Below are 19,134 nucleotides of genomic sequence, written 5' to 3'. Positions count from 1 at the left end.
GCCGTGGGCGCCTACCGAAAAAGGGTTAAGGGGCAGGTAATGCCCCTTTTCCCATTACTTTTGCGGCAGCCCCGGATCACCGATAGGCGTGGATGGTGCCGTCATCGTCCAGAATATAGAGCGTCTGGTTCGCGACGATCGGCGCCAGCGAAACCGGCGTCTTGAGGTTGCGGAACGGCGCGGGGGCGCCGGTCAGCACGTCGAGCGCCAGCACTTCACCACGCGAACTGGCGACCCATAGCTTGTTGCCCGCCAGCACCGGCCCGGTCCAGAAAATGCGGTTGGTCCGCTTCTTCGGGTTCTTCCAGCCCTGCAGCTGGGTCAGCCAGCGCACCTTGCCGCTGCCACGCGCAATCGCCAGCATTCGAGCATCATCGGTCAGGGTGAAAATCCACTCCCCAGCCAGAGCCGGAGTGGAAATGCCCGCCAGATTGAGTTCCCAGATGCGCTGGCCGGTGATCAGTTCATAGGCGGCCATGCGCCCACCCTGTCCCAGCGCATAGACGCGGCCGGAATCGATGATCGGATCGGCATCGACGTCCGTCAGCGCGCCGACTTCCGTGGAGATATTCGTGCGCGAAAGGGCGTCGGTCCAAACTTCACGGCCGTTTTCGTAACGATAGGCAGCCACTTCGCCCGAGCTGTAACCCGCGATCACCGTACCCTGCCCTGCCGCCGGAGCAGCAACGCCGAAGACGCCCGCCTGCCCGACCGAGCCGGATTCATTCCAGGCCACGCCGCCATCGGTGGGATTGAGCGCGAAGATCTGGTTATCCTGCGTCATCACGAAGATCATGTTGAAGGCGATCGTAGGCGCACCGCGCAGCGGGCCCGAAGGCTTCACCGACCAGATCTGCTTGCCGTCGGTCGCGTCCAGCGCAACCACATCGCCCACACCATTGGTGGCATAGAGGCGGCCGTTCGAATAGCTGACGCCGCCGCCGAAGGCAGAGCTTTCAGATTTGCCCGGCACCGGCATCCGGTAGGTCCATTTCTGGCTGCCGTTATTGGCGTCAAACGCGTGGACCACAGCATCCGTATCGACAACGAAGAGTGTTCCGCCACCGACGACCGGAGAGGCAGCGAGGCGGCGCTTCGGGCCGGAACCGGCAATGCGCGCGGTCCACAATTCATCAGGGGACGCCCCAATGGCCAGATGGCCATAGCTCTTGGACGCGGTGCCGCCGGCCTGGCTCCAATCGGCATTCACCTGCGCTGCGGGGATTACCACCGAAACGGAAGCCAGCGAGGAATCCACAGTAGTGCCGCTTTCGATCCGTGACAGGATCGGCACGCGATTGCCTATGGTCGGCGTCTTGGGCTTGTCCTTGCCGCCAAACACACCGCAGGCAGAAAGCGCTGCGGCCATAATGACGAGCATAGGGAGCGCCGCGAGGCGCCGGGTAGAGATGCGGTTCATAGGCTTTGTCATTCTCGCAACTATTACTGCGCCGCTGCGGGCTCCTCACCCTCATTGCGCAGGTCTTTCAGCGTCTCGTCAACATCCTCGATAGCGTCGACGCCCATCATGCCTGCCAACTGGCGGGCACGCGAACGCAGCGAATCGGGAACATCCTCATCCTTGGCTATCTGTCCGAAGAGTGGCCCCGCCAGATCGGTCTTGCCCATATCGAGATAGGCAGCGCCCACCAGCTCACCTGCACTGCCGAAATAGGGCGTGCCAGGCTTGGCCAACGGCTTGAGCTTCTCGACCACGTCGGCCGGCTTCATCTTCGCATAATTGATCGAAACCTGCCGGATCAGGGCAAGGTTGCGATAGGGTTCGGGAACATCGCTGTCATTGGCGATCTCGCCATAAAGGCGAGCGGCCTCCACATTCTTGTTGTCGCGTTGGGCCACGCTGGCGCGCAGCAGGCGGGCGATCGCCGCGGCCCCGTCACCGCCATCCTTTTCCAGCTTTTCAAGCTGCTTGGCGGCGGTATCGAAATTGCCGGCATCAAGCTGATCGAGCGACTTCACGAGTTCTTCGGAAACTTCCTCGTGGTTACCGTCGCTAAACTCGGTCCACAACAACCAGCCTCCGAAAAGGGCGAGGCCACCGATCACGACACCGGCAAGCTGCTTGCCGTATTTGCGGCCGAATGTGGCCAGCTGATCCTGGCGTAGGGCGTCATCTACCTCGCGCAGCAGGACTTCCTGCTGTTTTGCGTCGCGATCGGCGCGCTTGTCTGCATCATTATTGGGAATGTTCGGTGTAAGAGCCACGCGGCAGCCTTTTGCTCGGTGAAGTCCTGTTTCGGGCGCTGTTTAGGGGCCTCGCAGCGATACCGCAATGGCGGAAACCCTGCCATCCTCAACTGGGGCAAAACCCTTAGGCCCGGCGGGTGAACCGCCCATGAAGGAAGTGCCGCAAGAAGCGCCAGCCTCAGGCCCTGCGCACGGGTCGCATCGCTCCTGCATAAAGCGCGTGATAGGCTGACAGCATTACGCGCTCATCACAGGAATCCCGCGCCTTTGCCTGATTGGCCCCACCTACCGCGCGCCGTAATTGCGGATCGGCAGCCAGCGTAACAAACGCTTGCCCCAAAGCATCAGTATCTCCAGCCGGAACGATGAAAGGCGCATTTTCCTGCGCCACCATCTGCGCCACATCGCCCACTGCGGGTGCGGCAACAGGCAGGCCCGCCGCCATCGCCTCAACTACGGAGATCGGGAACTGCTCGCTGCGGGAAGACAGGGCGAAAATGTCGAACAGCCCCACGACTTTCGCCGGATCGGCGGCGAAACCGGGCAGATGCAGCCGCTCGGCAACGCCCATTGCCTGCGCCTCGGCCAGAATTGCCTGCCTCTCCGGCCCTTCCCCCAGGATCACCAACCGCCAATCTGCGGGCAACCGGGCAAAGGCACGAACCATGGCGGGCAGATCCTTCACGGCACGCAGCCCGGCCAGCGTGCCCAACCATTTGTCGCCCGCGCCCTTTACGAGCCCTGGAATGGCGTCGCGCGCTGGAAGCGCCGCATAGGCACCCGTTGGAATGCCATTGGCGATCCGGTGGACCCGTGCGGCAGGCTGACGCCACACATCCAGCGCGATCCGCTCCAGCCTGTGCGAGGGGACAACCAGAGCCGACGCCCGCCGCAAGGCGAGCCGCCGATACAGATTGCGACGCGTCTTCAGGCGGATGGCCTCATCCGAATTGAAGCCGTCCTCATGATGGATCAGCGACGGCAATTTCATGGAGTGCGCGAACAATCCATGCGCCATCGCCGCATCCATCGCGCCCCAATTATAAGTGAGCACCAGATCGAATTCCCGCATGGCGCGAGCAAGCGTCCTCAGCCTTCCCAGCGAAGGCGATCCTGCAAGCGGTGGGAAGTCTGTAGGATAATCCACTGAAATATCGGGCGAGATATGCTTCGCAGCGGCAAGGGCGCCGGGCTGTGCCGAAACGATCGAATGCGAAAATTCCGCCCCGAAAGCGTTGATCAGCCGGACGCAGCGCAGTTCCTTCCCGCCTGCATCAAAGCTTGAATGCAGATGCAAAATCCGGTGCGGAATCATTCGACCTTCGCCAGAAGGTTGGCGATTGCTTCTTTCACTCCCGGTTCTTCTAACGAAGGCGGATGACCGACACGCCGAATCGCAAGCGATTCCGCGCCGGGAACTTCCTTCATCATTCGCCTGACCGTCGCAGCGGAAAGCAGATCGGACAGAGCGCCCCGGATCACCAGCACCGGCCGCCCTGCCAGAGCGCGATAGGCCGGCCAGAGATCGAAATCCTCTTGGGCGGAAGGAGCATTGAAGGGTTCCGCGATCTTCATGTCGTAATCGAAAGCAATGCGGCCATTGCCGCCAACAGCCATCACCCGCTTGGCCATCGCGAGCCAATCCGTGATTGCATAGTCAGGGAAAATCGCCCCACCCGATTCCTTCAGGGCCCGCGCCGCATGCATCCATGTGGGGAAGCTGCGCCCCTGCCCGACATAGTCGCGAATCCGTGCAACACCTGCTGGTTCCAGCACCGGTCCGATATCGTTCAGCACTGCCCCGGCAATGCGTTCCGCCCCGCCTGCCGCCAGCAGCATGGTGAGGATGCCACCCAGTGACGTGCCAATGGCGACGAAACGGGAGATGCCAGCCTGCTCCAGCAAAGCTTCGATATCGGCGACATATTGCAGCGGATTGTAGGTCGCCGCGTCTTTCGCATAATCGCTCTCGCCGCGCCCGCGCAAATCGACGGAAATGACCCGCCATTCTCCGGCAAAGGCATTCGCCACCGGATCGAAATCGCGCGCATTGCGCGTCAGGCCGGGCAGACACAGCAAAAGCGGCCGATCTTCCCGCCCCGGATAATCGCGATAATGCAGCTTGAGCCCGTCGGGCGATGTCCAGAATCGGTCCGTGAAGGCCGCGCCATCGCCCATGTTCGCTGCACCCCTGATAAGACGGCTTCTTGCGCGCGGCTCGCCAAGCCCCCACTAAAGCGGGATGCGAGCAGAACCGCCACAAGCCCCCTATAGGCCAGACCCGCAAATCCTCAAGCTCGCCGAATGGCTGGGTGATGAGGTTTCTCCCGCCGATTTTCCGAAAGCGGAGCTGCGCTTCCGCAATCGCCGCTGGGATCGCGCAGTCGGACTGGAAGCCCTGTCCGACGAACAATGGGTGCGCCATTTCGGGCATTTCGAGCCGCTGCCCGGCAACCTGCCCCGCCCCCTGGCGCTCCGCTATCACGGGCATCAGTTCCGCGTTTACAACCCGGAGATCGGCGACGGGCGCGGTTTCACTTTTGCCCAATTGCGCGATGGGCCAAATTACGGACAGGCGCCGCGGCTGCTCGATCTGGGCACGAAAGGTTCCGGCCTTACGCCCTACAGCCGCACAGCCGATGGCAGGCTGACGCTTAAGGGCGCGGTGCGGGAAATTCTGGCGACGGAAATGCTGGAGGCGCTGGGCACCTATACCAGCAAGACCTTCTCGGTGATCGAGACAGGCGAGGAATTGTGGCGAGGAGACGAACCCTCCCCCACCCGCTCAGCCGTGCTTGTGCGCCTGAGCCACAGCCATATCCGCATCGGCACGTTCCAGCGCCTCGCCGCTTTCGAGGCGAAGGCGGAAATGGAACAGCTGATCGCCTATTGCCTCGAGCAATTCCCCGGCCCGCTGCCGCCCGAAGATGCGCCGGGCCGGAGCGAGCCTGCGGTCATCCTTTTCCATCAGGTTGTGGAGCGGCTGGCCGATCTGGCCGCGTCCTACGTGGTGGCCGGTTTCGTCCATGGCGTGCTCAATACCGACAATATGAACATTACCGGCGAGAGTTTCGATTACGGCCCGTGGCGTTGGCTGCCCCGCTGGGAACCAGGCTTTACCGCCGCCTATTTCGACGAGCAGGGCCTATATGCTTTCGGGCGGCAGGCCGAAGCGATCCACTGGAACTGCGCGCAACTGGCTATCGCCCTGAGGCAGGTCTGCGAGGCACCGCCGCTGGTCGCCGCGCTGGAGCGATTTCCCGCCCTTTACCATGGCGCCATGGCGCGCCGCTTCTGCTGGCGCCTGGGCGTCGAAAGCCACGGCGTCGAGGAGGATATGAAACTGATCACTGTGGCGGAGCAGACCATGCGCGAACAATCCGTCGCGCCGGATGCATTCTTCTTCACCCATCGCGGCGGGCGCGGCGCCAATGGCGATCTGGCTGCCGTTTTCGCCGGGCGCGCGCGCCTGGAATCCGGAAGCGAATATTGGGCCGAAAGTGCACCCCAGGCGATGCTGATCGAAGAGGTGGAAGCGATCTGGGCGGCCATCGCGGAGCATGACGACTGGGCCCCCCTTAACGCTAAAGTGGAGGCTTTGCGGCGCATGGGCAACGCGCTTGGCGAACCGCCGATCCCAACAGGTCACCGCTCTTTCAAGTAAGTCCACGCTCCGGCCTTTTGCCCACATATAGAAAAAGGCCCGGAGGTTTCCCTCCGGGCCTTTTCTTTTCAATCCCTGCGGATCGCGCCGGGCTTAGTTGCCCGAACCCGGTCCATAGGTGATTTCGACGCGACGGTTCTGCAGTTCGCGCACACCGTCAGCGGTGGGAACCCGCGGGTTCGCTTCGCCGAAGGCTTCGCTGCCGATAGCCGAGGCCGGGATGCCCTTGCCGACAAGGTAGGTCTGCACCGAGCTGTTCCGGCGAGCCGAGAGGCCGAGGTTATACTGGGTGCTACCCGAACGGTCGGCATAGCCAGCCAGCATGATCGGAACAGTGCCGCAGTTGCCATAGGCCGTGACTGCGCTGTCCAGCGTTGCTGCGGCCTCCACCGTGATGTCCGACTTATCCCAGTCGAAGAACACGATGTACGGCCCCTTGTTGCACACCGGCGGAGGCGGTGGCGGAGGGGGCGGAGGCGGCGGAGGGGGCGGCGGAGGGGGCGGCGGAGGAGGCGGTGTCGCAGCCTTGCCGAACGCCTTGCGGACGCCGAGATTGCCGACATAGCCGGCAAAGCCCTGTTCGCCGAACTGAGCCCCACCACGCAGGAACACGCTCCAGCCGGCATTGCCATTTGCAACGCTGATCCCGCCAAGCACCTCGCCGTAATCACCTTCGACATTATAGCCGACGGGCAGAACCGAACCGTTGCTCAACAGGTTGGTGGCGTAATCACCCTCAAATTCATGCCACCAGTTGCCCTCGATATAGGGTTCAACCTTGGTGCCATTGCTGAGCGCGGCGGTGTAGCCCAGCCGGGCGCCGAGGCGGCTGCGCAGCGTATCGGAATCCTGCACATCCACGCCGGTTCCCAGAAGCGACGGCAGATCGTTGTCGAATTTGGTATTGCCGTAGCTCAGCGTGCCCTTCGGCTCGAAGAATGCCCCGCCAGAACCAAGCGCGAGCTTGTAACCAAGATCGAGAGTGGCACCCAGCGTGGTGTAGTGGGTGGTGAAGGTCCCGGCGTACAGGCTGTCATCCATCGTGTAATCGACAGTGCCGAAATCGGCCTTCAGCAACAGATCCGCGGAGAACGGACCGTCAAGCCGCGTGGCATAGGCGCCCACTGACCACTGGTCATAGCTGATGGCCGTGTTCGAAACATCGAACTTGAGGTCCGACTGCGCCCAGCCGGCCAGCACGCCGAACAGCCACGCACGGTCCTTCCCACCGGCCGACACGCTCTCCTTGCCGAAGTCAACGCCCATTTGCAGGCCGAAGACGTCTTGCGAGATCTGGTCGTTGTAGGCGTAGGTACCGCCGCCCGAAAGGCCGGTGGGCGTGGTGGCGGTGTTCGACACATCGCGCTCGACATTGGCACCGAACAAACGTCCCCACACGCCCGGCGTGACATTCCCCGCCTGACCTTCTGCATGATCGCCAAAGGCGTTCCTCAGATCGGCCGTGCGATCGAGCCATGTTCCGCTGGTGACGTTCCACAGGTTCTGTGCGCCATAGCCGACCATCGCCAGATCGAATGCTTCACGATCGAGCGTACTGGCCAGCACCCATTCCTCATAGCCATTGGTGTTTGCGGGCGTATCCCGCAAATAGGTGTCGAAACGGAACAGGCCCTTGTCGATCCCGCCGTCCGTAGTGAAGTCCGGCGTCGACGAATTTACAGCCCCGCCGACATAGGCGAAAACGATCCCGTCGCCGGCATCGACATATCCGCCCGGAGCGGAGGATGCGAGATCGCCAACCTTGATATGGGTGGTGCCGGAAACATCCCCGCCAACCACCATATAATCCGCTGCCCCATTGGCCTGAAGCTGCGCATTGAAGGCGAATACAGGCGCGCCTACAGCGTTATAATCGCCAGAGATGGTCAGGTAATCATTGGCATCGGCATCGGTCATGTCGATGAGGTTGGCGTTGTTGAACTCGTCGAGACCGTTGAAGTTCAGACCGCCATCGACAATCACCTTGCCGGTGTTGCTGAAGGTTGCAGCGCCCAGCGGGTGAACGAAGTTGAAATCGTGTTCGTAACCCGAAGCAATAAGATTGCCCGAATTGGTGATCGCGATGTCACCTTCATCCGACTGGAAGGTCGATACTGAAGAACCAACGGCCTTGATGACGCCGCCATTGTTCAGGGTGATGTCCCCGAGACCATAAACCGCATTCTCGCCCGAGAAGGTCCACTGGCCACCAACGGCGTTGTCAAACACCACGCTCACACCACTGACCGGATCGACACCAAGCGCCGCCAGAGCGACGTTTCCGGTGATCGAACCGCCATTGTCGATGCCGATCGTTCCAGCCTCGGAATAGGCCCAGATCGCGGCTCCGCTTTCCGGTGCGGCTTCGTCGGTGGTGATGACCCCGCCGGCTCCGTTCGTCAGCGACAGGGATCCGTCGCTCCACGTCATTACGGTTGCGAATGCATCGCCATCGCCCTGAAGCAGGCCGTCATTCACGATGGTGATATCGTTGCCCGCAGCCGGATCGGGGTCGAAGGCATAGGCCATCACCGCCGCACCGAGCGCATAGACTTCCGCGTCGCTCGCGTTGGTGATCGTGGTCGCTCCCGGCCCGATCTTCATCGTGGAGATGCCGAACGCCGGAGCCGGATAGGTGCCCGCGCCGACCGTGCCGTTATTGGTGACGATCACGTCGCCATCGCCGAAGTTCGCGGCTTGAATGCCGATGAAATCCGCTTCGATATCGGAATTATTGGTAACGGTAGCATTGCCGGAGCCGATGCTGACCGCCGAGGCGCCGATTGCCGGCGGATCGATGACAGCATTCACAGTAACGGTCGCCGCGCCGCCGATCGACATGGCGGCAGCACCATACATGCCGTTATCAGCCGTGATCTTGCCGTGAGTGGTGATGGTTGCATCGCCGCCCACCGCCATAGCGAGTACGCCCGAACCGTTCGCGGAGGTAACCACGCCGCTATCCACCGTCGCGTCCCCGAAGAGAGCATTGGCGAAAATGCCGGTATCGAGCGAGGTGACGGTGCTGTCCGCGCCAAGGACGGTTGCATTGCCGTTCAGTGCGGTCGCGCCGACGCCGAAGCCGCCGGTGTTGACCACCGCGTTCTCGCCCAGATCCACCGAAGCGCTTGTCCCGGCAAGTGCATTGATACCCGCCTGCCCGTTGGCAGTGACATCGCCATGGGCAACGATATCGACATAGCCGGTCACCGCAATGCCCAGAATGCCCGAGTCATTGACCGAGGTGACCGTGCCGGAATCGACGTCCACATTGCCGCCCGCCAGGGCGAATATGCCGGTCGTCTCCGAGTTGACGGTGCTGTCCGCCCCCAGGATCACCACATCCTCGCCCGCTTCGGCGCCAACGCCGATGCCAAGGGTGTTCGTCACGCTATTGGCGCCCAGGTCGATATTCACATCGCCGGTTGCCAGCGCGTTGACGCCAGCAAGGCCATTCGCGGTGATGTTGCCATGCAGCGTGATGTCCGCATCACCGCCAAAGGCATTGGCGAGAATGCCCGATTCCAGCGAGGATTCGATCGTGCCACTATCGATGGTGACGCTGCCGCCAATGGAGGTAGCGAGAATGCCGGTGAGGCCCGAATTGATCGTGCTGCCAACGCCGTCAACATCCACATCGCCGCCAGCAGTGGCGACCATGCCGAACCCGAAGTACGCGTTCACCGTCTGGTCGGTGATGTCGATATTCACATCCTCATCCGCAAGGGCGAAAATGCCGACCAGGCCAGCCGTTTCAGTGAGGTTGTGAGTGGTGATATTGACATCGCCGCCCAGCGCGACGCCAGTGATGCCGATGCCGGTCAGGCCAACGCCGTTGGCATATACCGTGCCGGTATCGATGGTCACATCCCCACCAATGGCCGAGGCGATCACGCCCGCATCACCGCTGGTGACAATGGAACTGGCATCCGCATCGATAGTGGCATTGCCGCCAATCGCCGCGGCCAGCAGGCCCACATCATCCGCTTCGATGCTGACGTCCGCCAGCACATCGATGTCGGCATCGCCGCCCACGGCCATCGCCGCACCGCCAATATCCGGCGGATCGATGTCGCCGCCGATCGTCAGCGAAGCGTTGCCGCCCACGGCCATGGCCGCCGCGCCATAGAGGCCGTTATCGGCCGAGATCTTGCCATGCGTGACAACGGTGGCATTGCCGCCGCCGCTGCCGAGGTCGACCGCCATGGCGACAACCCCGCTGCCGCCCAGCCCGGTGGCCGTGGTAGTCACATCACCGCTATCAACCGTCGCGTCGCCATTCATGGCGAGAGCGGCGATGCCGGTATATTGCGAGTTTACCGTCGCTCCCTGCGCATCGATAATCACGTCGCCATCGATCGCCGTGCCGGCAACACCTGCGCCGTTGGCTGCGGAAACCGTCGTATCTTCGCCGATCGTCACCGTCACGTCGCCGCCGGTGGCCAACCCCATGACACCAAACAGCCCGTTAGCGGTGGTATCGCCATGGGTATCGATATCGACATTGCCGCCCAGCGCCGTGCCGGAGACACCAATGCCGGTCAGGCCGGTTCCGGTCGCCTCGACTTCACCGCTGTCGATCCAGATGTTGCCGCCGCCCTGCGCCAGCCCAACGATGCCGGCACTGGCGCTGACATCGGAATATTCGCCTTCAATATCGACATCGCCGCCGCCCAGCGCCACGCCCAGAACGCCCACGCCATTGGCAGCGCTGATCTGGGTGTAATCGTCATCCGAACCGAGCAGATCGATCGAGACGTCACCGCCCGTATCGGCAAAGCCGCCGACAGCGACCAGCCCGGAAGCCGTGATGTCGCCATGAGTATCGATATCCACATCGCCCCCGCCCAGCGCCACGCCGACCACGCCGACGCCCAGAACGCCGCCCGTGGCGGTCACGTCGCCGCTGTCGATCCAGACATCGCCGCCCGTATCGGCAAAGCCGACAATGCCGACCGCCGCGGACACATTCGAATATTCGCCTTCAATATCGACGTCACCGCCGCCCAGCGCCACGCCCAGAACGCCCACGCCATTGGCGGCGCTGATCTGGGTGTAATCGTCATCCGAACCGAGCAGATCGATCGAGACGTCACCGCCCGTATCGGCAAAGCCGCCGACAGCGACCAGCCCGGAAGCCGTGATGTCGCCATGAGTGTCGATGTCCACATCGCCCCCGCCGAGGGCCACGCCGACCACGCCGACGCCCAGAACGCCGCCCGTGGCAGTCACGTCGCCGCTGTCGATCCAGACATCGCCGCCCGTATCGGCAAAGCCGACAATGCCGACCGCCGCGGACACATTAGAATATTCGCCTTCAATATCGACGTCACCGCCGCCTTGCGCGACGCCGATCACGCCGATGCCGTTTGCGGCGGTTACGTTGGTGATATCGTCGCTGGCGCCCTTCAGGTCGATGGAGACGTCGCCGCCCGTATCGGCATAGCCCCCTACTGCAATATACCCAGCCGCCGAGGTATCGCCATGCGTGTCGATATCGACATCGCCGCCACCCTGCGCGACACCGATCACGCCGATGCCCGCAATGCCACTGCCGCTAGCGGTTACCGTGCCGGAATCGATCCACACATTGCCGCCATTGCTGGCATAGCCCGCGATGCCTGCGTCAGCCGTTACGATGGAATCCCGGCCTTCAATATCGACATCGCCGCCGCCAGTGGCGACACCTGCAATGCCGATCTGCGGAGCGGTTCCGGAACCGATCGTGGCCCCTTCCGCATCGATGCTGACATCGCCCGTGCCGCCATTATAGCCGACCAGGCCGGCGAGGGTTGCGTCCACATTGGCCGCGCCCGTGGTGATGGTCGCATCGCCGGTGCCGCCCATCACAATTGCGGCAGCCCCGATCTGCGGAGGATCGATGGTTACGCCATTCAGGTTTACCGTTGCCGTGCCGTTCAGCGAAATCGCAGCGGCGCCGAAAGTGCCACCCGCCACCGAAATGTCGCCATGGGCGTTGACCGTGGCTGCGCCATTGTTCGTTGCCGCGATTACACCGCCACCAACCGGCACCGGGATGGTATCAAGCGGCGCAGGCAGCCCGACACTGCCAGCACCTGCATTCACCGTGCCGGAATCGATGGTGACGTCGCCATTGCCAGCCGCGATACCAACGATGCCCGCCCCTCCGGTGGAGGTGACATAGCCATCCTCGCTCCGGCTATCGACGGTCACATCGCCAGTGCCCGAGAAAGCATAGATGCCCGCGCCGGTATTCGTGTCGATCGTGCCGGAGCTGGTTACGCTGACGTCCCCAAACGGTGCCGAGGCGATGATCCCGTTGACCCCGGAATCGATGGAGCCATCGTTCACAACGGTCACGTTGCCGACCCCGGCAGTGAGATTCATGCCGGAACCCGCGGTGGAGATGATCTCGCCATGGTTCGTTCCGGTGGCGTTGCCGAGAGTAGTGACAATCGTGACGGCATCGTTCTGGGAAGAAATCGTACCGCTGTTGGTGACGGTGCCCGACGTGCCGGTGACGAGGCTGACCCCCTTGCCCCCCGATGACGTGATCGTCCCACCCTCTTCATTAGTGACAGTGGCGCCCAGAACGGAAACGATCTTCACGCCCGAGGTCGCACCGCTGATCGTTCCGCCATCCTCGTTGGTAACGGTGGCGGTCCGAACGGTGAGGTCAATCGCATCGGCGGTTGTCGAGGTGATATCGCCGCTGTTGGTGACCGTCCCCGTGCCACCCAGTGCCATGGTTATGCCATCACCCTGAGAGTAAATCAGGCCGTTCTCATTGTTCGTCACCACGCCATTGGTGAGAGCCCCGACCATGTTGATCGCGGGGCCGGTTCCAGCGTGGCCGGAATTGCCGATCTGGCCGTTATTCGTGACAGTGAAAGTGCCTCCGACACTCGTTCCCGCATTGAGAGAAATTGCCGAATTTCCGCCAAAAATTCCGCCGTCATTGTTGATATTAACGTTGGAGATGCCCGTAGTGGCGCTGTATGTGATTCCGTTGCTGGCCCCTTCAACCGAACCGGCGGCGCCAATGTTCATGGTGATCGCACCGTTGGGGCTGAGGATCGTTCCCGTCCCTGCGCTCGACGAAATGACAATGGCGTTGCCCTGCGTGCTCTTGATGTCGCCATTGATCGTCCAGGTGCCGCTGGTCGTACCGGTTGGAACGCCCAAAGGCGACCAACTGCGATTGACGTCCACTGCGGTACCCGTAGTCAGGATGCCGGAATTCGGATCCGACATATCGAAATTGAACGGCTTGTTGATATTGAGGATGCTCCCCCCGGTAATATCAACGTCAATTCCGCCCGTGCTGCCAACTGCCGCACCTGACTGAATCGTAACGTTCACGCCTTTATTCTCGGTAGTGCTCAGGGTAATCCCATCCGCATCGCCGTCAGAGCAGATGATCGTATCGGGGGCAACGCCGGTATTGGCCGCACATGCGGCCCATGCGGGCGCCACCGACAAGGGGGAAACATAGGTCGCCACCGCGAGCGCGGCGAAGGCCGTTGTCGTCGCCAGCTTAACATTACGGCTACGCGAATGCCCACGATCCGACGCCTTAGCGCCGCATACGGTATTCTTCTGCATTGGATGCCCCCTTGTCGATCCCCCAGGCTTCCCTGCGCCTCCAAGGGGACGGATCTGCAAAAATACTAACGTTTGGTTTACAAGGTTTGCTACCCATACCGCAACACTCAATCTCCCCCAGCGCCTCAAAGTCAGCTCCGCAACGGAGGCAGTGCAGCATATTGAAATCTTGACTATTGGAGATAACAGGATCGGTTTTCCCGGAGGCAGGAATTTTCCGGCGGGTCGAATAAGTCCGTCCTTGGCTTCAGGACTTGCGCGACTCGGGGATCCGAACGTTAATCATATATACGTCCCGCTCGGGGGATGGAGTTGCACACAGCCTGCGCGCGCCGACAGATTATGGGACAGTGAGGCAGACAGGCAGGCAGCCCACACCGGTTCCGCTTGTAACTTTCTTCTCTCTGGCGCAAAGGATTGAACAGTTTTGCCGCTTCCGCTTGATCGCGATGGCGGTGCAAGGAAGTCTGATCGGAAACCTATCCCGTGAGTAGCGACGCGATTATCTCGCTCGAACCCGCCACCGGCGTAGAGCTGTGGCGGGGCATGCCGGGCGACGTTGACGAAGCCGTGGCACTGGCCCGGCGCACATGGCACACATGGGCCGCCCTGCCCGTGGCCAATCGTATCGAACTGGTCCGGCGCTTCGCCAATGAAGTGCGCAAGGCGAATGAGGCATTCGCCGAACTCATCGCGCGCGAGACCGGCAAGCCTCTGTGGGAAACCCGCACAGAGGTGGAGGCCGTGATCAACAAGGTCGAGATCTCGATCCGCGCCTATGCGGAACGAACCGGCCAGCGCAAATATAACAGCGCGCTGCAAGGCACCCAGGCCCTACGCCACAAGCCCCACGGTGTTCTGGCCGTGCTGGGGCCCTATAATTTCCCGGCTCACTTGCCGAACGGCCACATCGTGCCCGCCCTGATCGCGGGCAACGCCATCATCTTCAAGCCGAGCGAGAAGACACCAGCCGTCGGCGAATTCCTGGTCGGCTGCTTCCATCGTGCGGGCATTCCGCCGGAAGTGGTGCAATTGCTGATCGGCGGGCCGGACGAAGGCAAGGCCCTCGTCGCGCATCCGGGGATTGATGGCGTGCTGTTCACCGGCTCTGCCAATGCCGGCATCGCGATCAATCGCAAGCTGGCCTCGGACCCGGGCAAGATCGTGGCGCTGGAAATGGGCGGCAACAATCCGATGGTGCTGTGGAACACGCCCCTGCTGGACGATGCCGCAGTGCTGGTCATCCAATCCGCCTTCACCACTGCCGGGCAACGTTGCACCGCCGGGCGGCGGCTGATCGTGAAATCCTCGCTCTACGATGAAGCGGTGGAGAAGATCGCCAGGCTGGCAGACCGGATCGTGGTGGGCGCGCCCTTCGATGATCCCGCCCCTTTCATGGGCCCGGTGATCGACAATCAGACGGCGGACCAGCTTACCGAAAGCTTCCTCTACCTCATGTCGCAAGGCGGCAAACCCATCCGCCACATGCGCCGCAAGCAGGACGACCTGCCCTTCCTTTCGCCCGCCATCATCGACGTGACGAACATGAAGGAGCAGCCGGATGTGGAACTGTTCGGCCCGCTGCTGCAGATCGTGAAAGTCGATGATTTCGACGAGGCGATCGCGGAGGCGAACAATACGCGCTTCGGGCTTTCAGCCTCGCTGCTGGGCGGCACTCCGCAGGATTACAATCGCTTCTGGGCGAATATCCGCGCGGGCATCGTCAACTGGAACCGCCCGACCAATGGAGCCTCATCCGAGGCTCCCTTTGGCGGGGTAGGCCTCTCGGGCAATCATCGCCCTGCGGCCTTCTATGCGGCGGATTACTGCGCCTATCCGGTCGCCAGCGTGGAACTGGAACAACCGCGGGCAAGCGTGGGCGTGGGCTTCAGGCCGAACTGACGGGCGGCCTTTCCGGCGAATGCGGGGCTGTCAGCCCCCATTCGTGACCAGATCGACTTCCGTCCCTCCCTGGGGCAGCGCGCGGGCATAGACCACGAAGGACGCCCCGCCCTTCGTGCCGCCCAGCACATCGTCCCCATCCTCTTTCACACGCTGCGCCGTGAATCCGGCTGCGGAAGCGCGCGTGAAATAGAAATCGATCACCTCGTCAAGCGGCACGGCAGTCAGGTAATTCACCACGCGCAGCGCACAATTGCCTTCATCCGTCCCCGCCGCTTCCTGCACGGCACCCTGCGGATATACCGGGAAGGCCGCAGGCAATCTGGCGGCCCAGCCTGCCGTATATTGGGCCTTTTGCGCGCAATTGACATTGCCGCCGGGTGCGGCCGCCGCGCGGCTTGCCACGGCCAGCGCTGCCCCTTCCGGGAGTTTACCGGACACCGCAACCGCAGCCGGTGCTTTCTTCATCCGGCCTGCCCCGCCAACCAGCCGGAGCGCTTCCGTGCGCGCCCGTTCGATGGCTTCCGGCCCACTCATTTCCGGCGGCAGCGCCGTGTCGCGCGGTCCGGCCGAGACTGCGGAATTCGCCCTGTTCTGATCGGCAAGGTCGGGATCGACCATGATCTCGTCCCCGAGCGCGGCGGCGAGCTTTGCATCGGCCCTGCCCTTGGGTGCTTCCGCCTTGTCCGCCCCGCCACAGGCCGCGAGCGCCAGCGCGGGTGCTACAGCGACGAAGGTGAGGAAGTGAGGAATACGGACCATGGCGAGCTTTCTCCCGGAGAGGACAAGAGGCGTTCCCCGGCTCGTAGCGGGTTTTGCGTGATATGCGGATGTCTGTTGCCTCCCTGTCCCGCAACGGGAAAGCCCTGGAGGTATTCCTTGCCGAAATGTGGGGCCGAACCAAGGGGCCAAACTGCGAGCAGCGAGTGGCTATCCCAAAAATTCAAGGCGCCCGTCCCGGCTCATGCGTACCGGGAGGGCGCCCATTATTTCGCCTCGCTGAGGGACAAGCGCGAGGACAATGGGCCGGCCAGGAGCGGGGGGAGACTACCGGCCCTAATACGGCCCGCCTCACGACGGTCCATTTTGCCGGCGTGGGATGGGGTGTGGCCGGCAGGGATTATTTACATCGACGATCCTGAACGCCCGACAACCGCGCAGAACCGCCAATACCGTCAGGGTTGCAGGCCCGCTCGCCCCCACCTAAACCTCGACGAAAGCAGACAAACAGGGCGGTGCGCGCCCGGGAACCCAAGCCAATGCCGGACGAATCGCATCATCACCGCCTGGACGGGCTGGCCTTCGCGCTGGGCTCTCACGCAATCTGGGGAGTGATGCCGCTTTATCTGGCGCTGGTTCACGATGTCCCCTCGTTTGAATTCGTGGCCTGGCGGATTGTCTTCACCCTCCCCCTCTGCGCTGCCGTGATCGCATGGCGAGGCCAGTGGGGGGAGGTTCGCGCGGCCTTTGGCCAGCGCAAATCGGTACTCGCGCTACTCGGCAGTTCCGCGATGATCGGCATCAACTGGGTGCTCTACGTCGTCGCGATCCAGACCGACCATGTCTATGCCGCAAGCTTGGGATATTACATCCTCCCGCTCGTGATGATGCTCTTGGGGCTAGTCGTCCTCAAAGAGCGGCTGAGCCGCGCGCAATGGGGCGCTGTCGCCCTCGCCACGGTCGGTGTCGGCCTGCTCGCGGCCGGGGCGCTCAGCACGCTGCTGTTCAGCCTGACGATGGCCGTCACTTTCGGCCTCTACGGTCTGATCCGCAAAACGGTGAATGTCGGGCCCATTGCCGGGCTGATGGTGGAAACGCTGCTGCTGATCGTGCCGGCCATCGGCGTGGTCACGTGGTATGCAGCGCAACCCGCAGGCTCCTCCATGGCGCAAGGCTGGGGGCTTGCAGCGGCCATCGTACTGGGCGGGCCAATGACGGCGGTTCCATTGATGCTGTTTGCCACTGCCGCACGGCGGATGGACTACACGCTGATCGGCTTCCTGCAGTTCCTCTCGCCCACTATCGTTTTCCTGTTGGGCCTGTTCTGGTTCCACGAGGAACTGAGGCCCGCACAACTGGGCTGCTTCGTGATGATCTGGGCCGCTATGGCGCTGTTCGTGTGGGATCTGTTCCTCAGGCGGCGCAGATTGCCTCGCCCCGCCTGATCGGTTCCCTTGGCCCACTTAGCCGAGGAAGCGCCAGCCCAGCGTCTCTCCGGCATGGAATGGCACGATCGGCGTACCATTCGCATCCACGGTTTCGGGAACATCGACCGGAGCCTTTTCCAGCGTGACCGTACCTTCGTTGAGCGGCAGGCCATAGAAGAGCGGACCGTTCGCGGAAGCGAAAGCCTCGAACTTGTCGAGCGCGCCCTCTTCCTCGAACACTGTCAGATAGCTCTCCAGGGCAAAAGGCGCGTTGAAGATGCCGGCACAGCCGCAGGGGGCTTCCTTCAAATGTTTGGCATGAGGGGCAGTATCAGTGCCCAGGAAGAACTTCGGCGATCCGCTGGTAGCCGCACGGCGCAGTGCCAGGCGATGCTTCTCGCGCTTCGCCACCGGCAGGCAATAAGCGTGAGGACGGATACCGCCCACCAGCATGGCGTTGCGGTTGATATGAAGGTGCTGGGGCGTGATTGTGGCGGCCACATTCGGCCCGGTAGCCTGCACGAATTCCACCGCTTCCTCGGTCGTCACATGCTCGAACACCACCTTCAGTTCAGGCAGGGTCCGCACCAGATCGGCCAGAATCTGTTCGATGAACACCGCTTCGCGATCGAAGATGTCGATGTCCCTGTCAGTCACTTCGCCATGGATCAGCAGCGGCATGCCAATGTCCTGCATCTTCTCGAATACAGGCAGGAGATTGGCGACATTGCTCACCCCGCGTGCGGAATTGGTGGTGGCGTTTGCCGGATAGAGCTTGGCCGCCGTGAACACCCCTTCCCGATGGCCGCGCGCCAGTTCTTCAGGATCGGTATCGTCGGTCAGATAGGCGGTCATCAGGGGCGTGAAATCCGCACCTTGGGGCAGCGCGGCCAGAATGCGCGCGCGATAGGCAATCGCCTCCGCCACATCCACCACGGGCGGCGTCAGGTTCGGCATCACGATGGCGCGGGCGAATTGCCGTGCGGTATAGGGCAGAACGCCTGCCAGAACCGCGCCATCGCGCAGGTGAACGTGCCAGTCATCCGGGCGGCGGATTGTGAGTGTCGTGGAGTCGGCCATGCTTGCCCCCTATCGTTTCGTGGCCGGCATCGCTAGCAGCTTCGCATGATCGGAAAACGCGATTGGGAGGCGGAACGACGCCTGATTGAAAGCCATGCCGGACAGGCGCGGCTGGCATGGATAGCTGCCAGCTATCGCCAGCTCACCCGAAAAGATCTGGTCCCGGAAGGTGTCGCTATTGAAGCTGCGCTGTGGAACCTCGATGCTGTCGTGGTCGCACATGGGACAGAGGCCGATCCCATCTTCTTCTATGCCAATCGGGCGGCACTCAGCTTGTTCGAGTTTTCGGCTGAAGAATTCATCCGCCTGCCCTCACGCCTCTCGGCCAGGCCACTCGCCCGGGATGAACGGGCGCGAATGCTTGCCCGCGTCAGCGAGCATGGCTTCATCGACGATTATGCGGGAGTGCGTACCGCGCGGTCCGGGACGTGCTTCCGGATAGAACAGGCCGTGGTCTGGAACCTTTCCGACCCGAATGGCACCCCAGGCGGCCAAGCGGCCAGCTTCGACCGCTGGACGCCGATCAATCAATAAGCCCGCTATCCG

11 protein-coding genes are annotated in these 19,134 nt (G+C 62.5%); 4 read left to right on the top strand and 7 right to left on the bottom strand.

What is annotated here, in order from left to right; all coding sequences use genetic code 11:
• Nucleotides 1-76 precede the first annotated feature (76 nt).
• From H0274_RS02070 to H0274_RS02055, 4 genes are all read right to left on the bottom strand, one after another.
• Nucleotides 77-1,381 (bottom strand): PQQ-binding-like beta-propeller repeat protein, encoded by a 1,305-nt coding sequence (locus H0274_RS02070; protein ID WP_264295425.1) that lies wholly within the window; start codon nt 1,379-1,381, stop codon nt 77-79.
• Nucleotides 1,382-1,443: 62 nt separating this feature from the next.
• Nucleotides 1,444-2,226: a tetratricopeptide repeat protein gene (locus tag H0274_RS02065; protein ID WP_226792678.1), complete on the bottom strand. Its 783-nt coding sequence runs from the start codon at nt 2,224-2,226 to the stop codon at nt 1,444-1,446.
• 160 nt (nt 2,227-2,386) lie between these two features.
• Entirely contained in the window at nt 2,387-3,523 is a 1,137-nt protein-coding gene (locus H0274_RS02060) for a glycosyltransferase (protein WP_226792677.1), read from the bottom strand.
• Nucleotides 3,520-4,386 carry an alpha/beta fold hydrolase gene (locus H0274_RS02055; RefSeq protein ID WP_226792676.1) on the bottom strand — a complete coding sequence of 289 codons (867 nt, stop codon included), beginning with the start codon at nt 4,384-4,386 and terminating at the stop codon, nt 3,520-3,522. Before H0274_RS02055 ends, H0274_RS02060 begins: the two co-directional genes overlap by 4 nt.
• Before the next feature lie 64 nt (nt 4,387-4,450).
• Here H0274_RS02055 and H0274_RS02050 point away from each other — a divergent pair, with 64 nt between their 5' ends.
• Nucleotides 4,451-5,872 (top strand): protein adenylyltransferase SelO family protein, encoded by a 1,422-nt coding sequence (locus H0274_RS02050; protein ID WP_226792675.1) that lies wholly within the window; start codon nt 4,451-4,453, stop codon nt 5,870-5,872.
• A 93-nt stretch (nt 5,873-5,965) separates the two neighbouring features.
• On the opposite strand, the gene H0274_RS02045 is transcribed toward H0274_RS02050, so the two are convergent.
• Complete coding sequence (locus H0274_RS02045; protein ID WP_226794474.1) at nt 5,966-13,459, bottom strand: OmpA family protein; 7,494 nt, start codon at nt 13,457-13,459, stop codon at nt 5,966-5,968.
• A gap of 486 nt (nt 13,460-13,945) precedes the next feature.
• Here H0274_RS02045 and astD point away from each other — a divergent pair, with 486 nt between their 5' ends.
• Nucleotides 13,946-15,361, top strand: coding sequence for a succinylglutamate-semialdehyde dehydrogenase (gene astD / locus H0274_RS02040; RefSeq protein ID WP_226792674.1), 1,416 nt, complete (start codon nt 13,946-13,948; stop codon nt 15,359-15,361).
• Nucleotides 15,362-15,391: 30 nt separating this feature from the next.
• Here astD and H0274_RS02035 read toward each other — a convergent pair whose 3' ends face one another.
• Entirely contained in the window at nt 15,392-16,123 is a 732-nt protein-coding gene (locus tag H0274_RS02035; RefSeq protein WP_226792673.1) for a hypothetical protein, read from the bottom strand.
• Between the two features lie 497 nt (nt 16,124-16,620).
• Between H0274_RS02035 and rarD the strand changes: the two genes are divergently transcribed.
• Nucleotides 16,621-17,526: an EamA family transporter RarD gene (gene rarD / locus H0274_RS02030; RefSeq protein WP_226792672.1), complete on the top strand. Its 906-nt coding sequence runs from the start codon at nt 16,621-16,623 to the stop codon at nt 17,524-17,526.
• An 18-nt stretch (nt 17,527-17,544) separates the two neighbouring features.
• On the opposite strand, the gene pyrC is transcribed toward rarD, so the two are convergent.
• Complete coding sequence (gene pyrC / locus H0274_RS02025; RefSeq protein ID WP_226792671.1) at nt 17,545-18,588, bottom strand: dihydroorotase; 1,044 nt, start codon at nt 18,586-18,588, stop codon at nt 17,545-17,547.
• 45 nt (nt 18,589-18,633) lie between these two features.
• Here pyrC and H0274_RS02020 point away from each other — a divergent pair, with 45 nt between their 5' ends.
• A complete protein-coding gene (locus H0274_RS02020) occupies nt 18,634-19,122 on the top strand; it encodes an MEKHLA domain-containing protein (RefSeq protein ID WP_226792670.1) in 489 nt (162 codons plus the stop codon).
• The last annotated feature ends 12 nt before the right edge of the window (nt 19,123-19,134 follow it).

The organism is Fulverythrobacter ferritrahens, assembly GCF_020539485.1.
Taxonomy (GTDB): domain Bacteria; phylum Pseudomonadota; class Alphaproteobacteria; order Sphingomonadales; family Sphingomonadaceae; genus Andeanibacterium; species Andeanibacterium ferritrahens.
This window is presented reverse-complemented; position numbering and strand designations above follow the sequence as displayed.

Bases quoted from the DNA above. Each gene is read 5' to 3' on its own strand.
- H0274_RS02055 (WP_226792676.1), bottom strand. From the start codon at position 4,386: ATGGGCGATGGCGCGGCCTTCACGGACCGATTCTGGACATCGCCCGAC.
- H0274_RS02020 (WP_226792670.1), top strand. From the start codon at position 18,634: ATGATCGGAAAACGCGATTGGGAGGCGGAACGACGCCTGATTGAAAGC.
- rarD (WP_226792672.1), top strand. From the start codon at position 16,621: ATGCCGGACGAATCGCATCATCACCGCCTGGACGGGCTGGCCTTCGCG.
- H0274_RS02045 (WP_226794474.1), bottom strand. From the start codon at position 13,459: ATGCAGAAGAATACCGTATGCGGCGCTAAGGCGTCGGATCGTGGGCAT.
- H0274_RS02050 (WP_226792675.1), top strand. From the start codon at position 4,451: ATGCGAGCAGAACCGCCACAAGCCCCCTATAGGCCAGACCCGCAAATC.
- H0274_RS02060 (WP_226792677.1), bottom strand. From the start codon at position 3,523: ATGATTCCGCACCGGATTTTGCATCTGCATTCAAGCTTTGATGCAGGC.
- H0274_RS02070 (WP_264295425.1), bottom strand. From the start codon at position 1,381: ATGCTCGTCATTATGGCCGCAGCGCTTTCTGCCTGCGGTGTGTTTGGC.
- pyrC (WP_226792671.1), bottom strand. From the start codon at position 18,588: ATGGCCGACTCCACGACACTCACAATCCGCCGCCCGGATGACTGGCAC.
- H0274_RS02035 (WP_226792673.1), bottom strand. From the start codon at position 16,123: ATGGTCCGTATTCCTCACTTCCTCACCTTCGTCGCTGTAGCACCCGCG.